At 69.1% G+C, this 7157-nt stretch carries 5 protein-coding genes and 5 pseudogenes; 7 read left to right on the forward strand and 3 right to left on the reverse strand.

Features of this window, described 5'->3' with window-relative positions:
* Positions 1-53 precede the first annotated feature (53 nt).
* Positions 54-197, forward strand: a pseudogene (locus tag DKT69_RS32350) (IS5/IS1182 family transposase); the annotation flags it as partial.
* A gap of 35 nt (positions 198-232) precedes the next feature.
* Here the strand turns inward: DKT69_RS32350 and DKT69_RS32355 are convergent.
* A pseudogene (locus tag DKT69_RS32355) lies at positions 233-1216 on the reverse strand (IS110 family RNA-guided transposase); the annotation flags it as partial.
* Between the two features lie 446 nt (positions 1217-1662).
* Between DKT69_RS32355 and DKT69_RS39250 the strand changes: the two are divergent.
* Positions 1663-2310 (forward strand): hypothetical protein, encoded by a 648-nt coding sequence (locus DKT69_RS39250; protein ID WP_236648489.1) that lies wholly within the window; start codon positions 1663-1665, stop codon positions 2308-2310.
* A 418-nt stretch (positions 2311-2728) separates the two neighbouring features.
* Here DKT69_RS39250 and DKT69_RS32370 read toward each other — a convergent pair whose 3' ends face one another.
* Positions 2729-3010, reverse strand: a complete 282-nt coding sequence (locus tag DKT69_RS32370; RefSeq protein WP_109805227.1) for a hypothetical protein — start codon at positions 3008-3010, stop codon at positions 2729-2731.
* A 424-nt stretch (positions 3011-3434) separates the two neighbouring features.
* Positions 3435-3638, reverse strand: coding sequence for a cold-shock protein (locus DKT69_RS32375; protein WP_007074326.1), 204 nt, complete (start codon positions 3636-3638; stop codon positions 3435-3437).
* A 177-nt stretch (positions 3639-3815) separates the two neighbouring features.
* On the opposite strand from DKT69_RS32375, the gene DKT69_RS41515 reads away from it, so the two are divergent.
* The 5 genes and pseudogenes from DKT69_RS41515 to DKT69_RS40325 form a co-directional block, all read left to right on the forward strand.
* The gene (locus tag DKT69_RS41515; RefSeq protein WP_236648490.1) at positions 3816-4385 is read left to right on the forward strand and encodes an MIP/aquaporin family protein; all 570 of its coding nucleotides are present in this window, start codon (positions 3816-3818) and stop codon (positions 4383-4385) included.
* A 177-nt stretch (positions 4386-4562) separates the two neighbouring features.
* A pseudogene (locus tag DKT69_RS41520) lies at positions 4563-4682 on the forward strand (arsenate reductase/protein-tyrosine-phosphatase family protein); the annotation flags it as partial.
* Positions 4680-5363: pseudogene (locus DKT69_RS32385) on the forward strand (SulP family inorganic anion transporter); the annotation flags it as partial. The pseudogenes DKT69_RS41520 and DKT69_RS32385, both read left to right, overlap by 3 nt.
* A gap of 64 nt (positions 5364-5427) precedes the next feature.
* Positions 5428-5796: pseudogene (locus tag DKT69_RS32390) on the forward strand (MerR family transcriptional regulator); the annotation flags it as partial.
* 870 nt (positions 5797-6666) lie between these two features.
* On the forward strand, positions 6667-7157 hold a 491-nt coding region (locus tag DKT69_RS40325; RefSeq protein ID WP_236648491.1), incomplete at its 3' end, for a PP2C family protein-serine/threonine phosphatase.

Consider the following 7157-nt stretch of genomic DNA (forward strand, 5'->3'; position numbering starts at 1 on the left):
ACGGCGCCTGAACCGACGTGCAGCAGCAGTTCAACAGAGCCCACAACGGTGTCCGCGCCATCGGCGAACGCGGAAACTCCCTGCTCAAGACCACCTTCAAAGCGTTGCGCAACGTCAGCCTCTGCCCTTGGAGCATCGGCAGGATCACCGCGGCAGCCCTCGTACTCCTGCACTTCGACCACAACCGCACAACCTGATCACCCAACGCCACGACCCGTTACGCGGAAAGGCTCAGTCTCCGGTGATAGCGGCGGGGCTGCCGATGGTTTCCGGAAACCGTTCCGGAGTCGCGGGAAACAGGCGCCAAGCCGGCGTGGGCGGCGAGTTTTGCCGGGCTGTCGTACTCGGTCATTCCGGCGGTGTGGACGAGCAGTTCGGCGGTGAGCAGGGGGCCCATGCCCGGCAGACTCCCGATGATCGGCGCCAGGGGGTGCTGGTCGAGCTGGTCGGCGATGAGGTCGTCGACGGCGGCGATGCGTTGCTCCAGGGCGAGGATCTCGGTGGCCATCTGCCCGACTACCACGGCGGCGGCGCGTTGGCCGGGCAGCGTGACGGTCTGCTGCCGTGCGGCGGCGACCATCGCCTCGGCGACGTGGACGGCGTTCTTGACGTGACCGCGTCGGAGCAGGGCGGTGATCCGGTCGACGCCGGCGTGCCGGATCGCGGCCGGCGTCTGCCAGCACGCCAGCACCATCATCGGGCCTTTGCGGTTCAGGTCCACAGCCCGCTCCAGGGCGGGGCTCATGCCCGTGAGTAGTTCCTGCAATCGGAACAGGGTGGCGACGCGCTGGCCGACAAGGTCGGCGCGGTAGCCGGTGAGCACGGTGAGTTCGGCGAGGAGCCGGTCGGAGGGTTCCAGGATCGGGATGTCGGGCCGCATGCGGATGGTCTGGGCGATGACCACCGCGTCGCGGGCGTCGGTCTTGTTCTCTCCGGCGAACGCGGCGGCCATGTGGAACGCGACCGTACCGGAGACGTACCGGACCTGGACCTGCCGCCGCCACAGCAGGGTCAGCAGCAGCGCCGACAGGCCAGTGGTGACGTCCACCGCCCAGCAGACCGGACGGCCATGCGTCGACACCTCGGCCATGACCGTCAGGAGGGCGGTCTCGTCGTTGGCGACCCGGCGGGAGTAGACCAGATGGCCGTCACCGTCGACGGCGGCGACATGGTGGTGGGTCTTGCCGATGTCCACGCCGATCCACAGCTTCGCCACCGTCGCGCTCCCCTTCATCGGTCGGTTCTCTCGAGTGGCCCTGGTCTGTGGGTTCGGGTTTGCCGGCACCTTCTAGCGATGCGAACGCAGGTCGCGGGTCTCCATCAGCGGTCTGCCGGATCCACAGACGACGAAGCGGCGCGTGGCATCTCCTACCGTCAGCCAAGCAATCTCGGCGAAACACACGCAGCCATACCCACCACCTCCGGGCACCAGCATCTACGGCCAGCGGTGCCGCGCCCGTTCAACCAACCCGCCCGCGAGGCGCGAGTGGGCGGCACCTCGAAGGTCAGCCACAGGCACGGCGGAACACACAGAGCCATCCCCACTCCCGGCCCAGCGGGCACGGCAACCCCAGCCTGCCGCACCCGCCGCCGGGCATCTCGGACCCGCTGTGCGAGGTCCGGGAGCATCAGCCCCCACATCGAGCGGGGGAAGAGCACGGTGTGACTGACCATGACGGAGGCCGCCGGCCGTACCGCGACCAGCCCGATTTTCACGCCAACCATCACCGCAGCGGCTTAAATAGTGGTGTGCAGGTCAGCAAGGACGGCCGGGACTGGCGCATCGGCACCGCCGCCGACGTGGAATGGATCGCCGGTCACACCACCGCCGGCGTCTCGATCACCACCGCCATCCCGCCGATCTTCGACGCCTACGCCACCACGTACCAGGCCGACGATGTCACCGCCGTCGCCTACGAGCACGCCCTGGTCGAAGACCTCATCACGCACACCCCCGACCAGCCCTGGTGGCTGGCCTACCTCGACACCGGCGCCCACGACGTCGTCCTTCCCCAGGCCCCCAGGGTGTCGCTCTACTGGAACTGGCCGTACGTGCTGATCAAGGCCGGACCCGAGCAGGCCCTCACCTGGCGCACCGGTGGTCACATACGCCACGCCCGTGGATCACTGCCCGACCTGTTCTTCCCCGCCGACCGATCGTGGCTGGTCTCCGCACTCTGGGACGACACCTGGACCTGCGTCGGCGGCCCGGAACAACTGATCCACACCGTCCAACGCGACCCCGTGACCAACACCCGCCGGGTACGACCCGACGAAGACGCGCTGCCACCGGGCCTGACACGCGAGTGACATCCCCCGAGGGCTGGCGACGGTCGAGTCAGCGGGTGTCGCCGGATCGGTGTGGTCGGCCAGGCTGAGCAACGTCTTGCTGCCGTCTCGCGTTCGGCGATCAGCCCAAGGATCAGCGGCTTGGTCACGCCTGGTGTCCTGGGTCTAGCCAGGACCCGGTGAAGTGACCCTTTCGCCCCGGAACCACGGGGTCATTTTCAGGCGGAGCCGGCAGAGCCAGGTGCGCGCACTCTCCTGGGAAGGAACGGCTGTTCGCTGCACGCACCCCTCGTAACGCACCCGGGACGCCCGGTTAGCCATGAGAGTTAGCGGTTCCTGGCAGAGTCTACCGATCAACACGGTCCTGCCCTCGTCGCTGCCTCGGAGCAGAGTGACCGCGTTCGCGGCGGCGATATAGCGGCGGCCGTGCGGCGCACGATCAGAATGGTGCGGGTCCGCGGCCTGCCAACGACATCAACACCTGCGTGGCGAGTAGCTTGCGTATGCCGGTGACGGCGACTGTCCCCACCCGATCGTAGGGCAGCTCCAGTTGCAGCCCTTGGACTGCGTTGCGAAGGTCTGTCGTGATCTCGTCCGGACGGAACGTGCCGCCCCAGCCGTTGAGTCCTCCGCGCTGGTTGGTACTGAGGGAAGCCATGCCGGAGATGCAGGCGCCGTCGACCAGGATCAGCCTCGCAGGACCCGAGTAGGTCGTCGTCATAGTCACCAACCCTTCAAGATGTAACGCCGTACACCCCGGGTCCCGGCTGGCTGACAGTCATCAGGAGGTAAGGCGTCGAGTCCGACCGTGGTGTGCTCTACCTGACCGCGACCGTACGTGCCTCTACCGTCAGGGCGGCGGCGATGCGGAATTCGGCTCGTTAGGGATAAGGGTCGATGCCTGCGTCTGTCTGCTTCATGAGCCAGAGGCACGCCTTGGGCGAGCTGACAGTCGGCCTTGGCAGACTAGCGCCCGAGGTCCGAATCGATCCAGGGAAGAGAACACGGGGGAATGCTGAGCTGGCTCCAGACCGAGATGGCCGGCCTTCTGCCGATCAGACGACTTTCGCCATGCCGTGGTGAGCGCATGGAACGCCGAACGGCGGCCCGCTGAACCAGTCGGGCCGCCGCTCACAGAATGTGGATCAAAGCGGGCGGATGTTCTCCGCCTGCGGGCCCTTCTGGCCCTGGGTGATGTCGAACTCCACCTTCTGATTCTCGTCGAGGCTGCGGAAGCCGCTCGCCGAGATCGCGGAGAAGTGGGCGAAGACGTCGGCGCCGCCGCCGTCCGGGCTGATGAAGCCGAAGCCCTTGTCGGCGTTGAACCACTTCACGGTACCTGTAGTCATGTCTGCTCCTTCGCAGGCTGTCAGAGACCGCACTGTGCGGACCCTTACGCCGCCGCGTTGATCACCCGCGTCGAAACGACACGAAAAACGAAAAGCGCCTGGATGGGTTTCAGATGCCCCATCAGGCGCCGGAAAACGTCTACGGAAATCAAAACTGCAACTCGGCTACCGTAGCACATGATCCGTCGTCGACCCCGTGGCAGTGCGCACTTCAACCCGGTGGTCTCCGCCGCCGACTGGTTCCTCGGCCGCCGCACCGGGACCGGCCTCACCGGCCGCGACCTCGGCGCAGCCCAGGTCACCGGGGCGATCGCCGGATCGGTGCTGGCCAACCTGATGTTCGACCTGGCCGCGGTCGACCTCTCCGCCAAGGACCGCCCCGCCGGCAACCTGTGGCTCGGCGAGGTCGTCGCCACCGCCGGCCTGATCCTGCTGGTCTTCGCCCTCGCCCGCTCCGGCCGCGCCCCCGTCGCGCCCGCCGCCGTCGGCGCGTACATCGGGGCCGCGTACTGGTTCACCTCGTCCACCTCGTTCGCCAACCCGGCCGTGACGATCGGCCGCGCGTTCACCGACACCTTCGCCGGCATCGCGCCCGCCTCCGTCCCCGGCTTCGTCCTTGCCCAGGCCGTCGGGCTCGCCGTGGGCATCGGTCTCCTGGCGGCGCTCTATCCCGACGCCGGGCGGGCCGCCGATCAGGTGGTGGTGCCCACCGACGACTGGGACCCGGCCCTCGACCACCGCCCATGACCAGCAAGCCCGAGCACCGGAGCGCCGACACGTCGTACCGCGGCCTGATCAACCGACCCCCGGCCGGCCGGTACCGGCTGCTCGACCACAACAGCGACCCCGACCGATCACTGCCCGCGATTCCCGACGAGGCGCCGGTGAACCGCCCTGCGACCCGCACCGCCAGAGAGGCTCCTGATGTCCGACAAGCCCAGTGTCCTGTTCGTCTGCGTACACAACGCCGGCCGCTCCCAGATGGTCGCCGGCTGGCTGCGCCACCTCGCCGGCGACACCGTCGAGGTCCGCTCCGCCGGCTCCGGGTTCTTCGGCGGCATGGGCGGCATGGGCGGCTGCGCCATGATCGGCCAGACGATGATCAACGTGAAGGCGTCCGGCGCCCGCACCCGCCTGTCGACGTTCCTGGCCGGCGTGTTCCTGCTGATCCTGGTCGTCGCGCTCGGCGACGTGGTCGCGGTGATCCCGATGGCCGCCCTGGTCGCCGTCATGATCATCGTGGCGGTGTCCACGTTCGACTGGCACTCCGTCGCCCCGGCCACACTCAAGCGCATGCCGTACGGCGAGACGATCGTCATGCTCGCCACCGTCGGCACCACCCTGGCCACCCACAACCTGGCCATCGGCGTTGTTGTCGGTGTGCTCACCGCCATGGTGATCTTCGCCCGGCGGGTCGCTCACCTGGTCGAGGTGACCAGCGTGCTCGACCCCGACGGCACCACCCGCATCTACTCCGTGCACGGTGAGCTGTTCTTCGCCTCCAGCAACGACCTCGTCGGCCAGTTCGACTACGCAGGCGACCCCGAAACCGTGGTCATCGACATGACCTACGCCCACGTCTGGGACGCCTCCTCCGTCGCCGCCCTCGACGCGATCACCACCAAGTACGCCACCCGCGGCAAGACCGTCGAGATCATCGAACTGAACACACCCAGCGCCCGCATCCACGACACCCTCGCCGGCCAACTCGGCGTCGGCCACTGATGGCCACCACCAACCGGGACACCGGCCGGAGCAGCACGCCTCCGGCCCCGCCACCGACCGCCTCATGCAGATCGGCGAGGCAGCCGAACGGGTCGGACTGAGCATCCGGACCATCCGCCACTACGAGGAAGCCGGCCTGATCGTGCCCTCCGCCCGCAGCGAAGGCGGCTTCCGCCTGTACACCGAACCCGACCTCGACCGCCTCGCCGTCGTCAAACGGATGAAGCCCCTCGGCTTCACCATCGACGAGATGCGCGACCTACTCGCCGTCCTCGACGCTCTCAATACCGCCATCGGCACCGACCGCGCCGCCCTGCTCGACCGGCTTGCCATGTTCCAAATCGCCGCCACAGCCCGCGTCACTGCCCTACGCGACCAACTCGCCACGGCCGAGGGCTTCGCCAACACCCTCCGCGCCGAACTCGACCACCACGGCCACGGCGCCCCACTACCTGAACACCGCCGCCGCCTGGTCAGCGGCGGCCTGCTTGGTCCGGTCGGTGACGACTGGCACCGCATCCCCCTCGCGCGACCGGGCGGCGTCGGGCGTCGGGCGAGGCCACCGTGGCGCACTGGTGCAGGATGGGTGGAGCGCCCGGGTACTCTGACCGGTCGGGTAGCCCCGCGCGGGCGGCGGCGAAGGTCGGTGGGCATGGGCGAGCGGGACGCACTGCAAGGTCTGCTGCGGCAGTCGCACCACGCCCTGCCTGAGGACCTGCCGGGGATGGCACGGTGGGCCGCCAGGCAGCTCGGCGCCGACGACATGGTGCTCTACCTGGTCGACCACGAGCAGCGTCAGCTGCTTCCCCTGCCCGGTCCGGACGCACCGCGCCGGGACTCGCTGGCCATCGAGGGAACCCTGGCCGGCCGGGCGTTCAGCATGCTGCGTCCCGTCGGCGGGCCCGTGGACGACGGTGCGCGGTTGTGGTTGCCGCTGCTCAACGGTATGGAGCGCATGGGCGTCGCGGAGGTGGTCGCCGCAGCTGCCGTGGCCGACTCCTCGGTGGCGGCGTTCGAGGCGGTCGCCGCCCTGCTCGCCGAGCTGGTGATCACGCGGTCGCACTACAACGACACGATCGAGCGGGTCCGCCGCCGGGCGCCGATGCGTCTGGCCGCCGAGATGCTGCGCGCCCAACTTCCACCGCTTACCTTCTCCACGGGCAACGTGATCATCAGTGGGATCCTGGAGCCCTGCTACGACGTGGGTGGCGACGCCTTCGACTACGCGGTCAACGGCGACACCGCCCACCTCGCCCTGTTCGACGCCGTCGGGCACGGTTCCGGTGGCGGGATGCGCGCCGTGATGCTCGCCAGCCTGGCCCTGGCCGCGTACCGCAACGCCCGTCGGAGCGGGTTCGACCTGGTCGAGACGTACCACCACATCGACACCGCAGTGCGTGACCACGACCGGCGCGGGCTGATCACCGGGGTGCTGGCCGAACTCGACCAGCGCACCGGCCGGCTGCGGGTCATCTCCGCCGGGCACCCGGGCGGGCTGGTGCTCCGCCGAGGCAGGGTCGCCACCGTCCTGCCCACTCCCACCGCCCTGCCGGTGGCCCTCGGCGACCGGCGCCCTCCGGTGGTGGTCGAGGAGGCCCTCGAACCCGGCGACGACGTGCTCTTCTACACCGACGGCATAATCGAGGCCCGGTCGGCCGACGGGGAGCGGTTCGGCACCGAGCGGTTGGTCGACTTCACCGTCCGGGCCCTGGCTGACAGGCTGCCGCTACCAGAGACCGCCCGGCGTCTCGTCCACGCGATCCTCGCCTACCAGGACGACCGGCTGCAGGACGA

This window comes from Micromonospora sicca (genome assembly GCF_003172935.1).
In the GTDB taxonomy this organism is placed as follows: Bacteria; Actinomycetota; Actinomycetes; order Mycobacteriales; family Micromonosporaceae; genus Micromonospora; species Micromonospora sicca.

Excerpts from the sequence above, each read along its gene's own strand:
- DKT69_RS32370 (WP_109805227.1), bottom strand. The coding sequence starts at position 3,010 with ATGACGACGACCTACTCGGGTCCTGCGAGGCTGATCCTGGTCGACGGC.
- DKT69_RS32375 (WP_007074326.1), bottom strand. The coding sequence starts at position 3,638 with ATGACTACAGGTACCGTGAAGTGGTTCAACGCCGACAAGGGCTTCGGC.
- DKT69_RS41515 (WP_236648490.1), top strand. The coding sequence starts at position 3,816 with ATGATCCGTCGTCGACCCCGTGGCAGTGCGCACTTCAACCCGGTGGTC.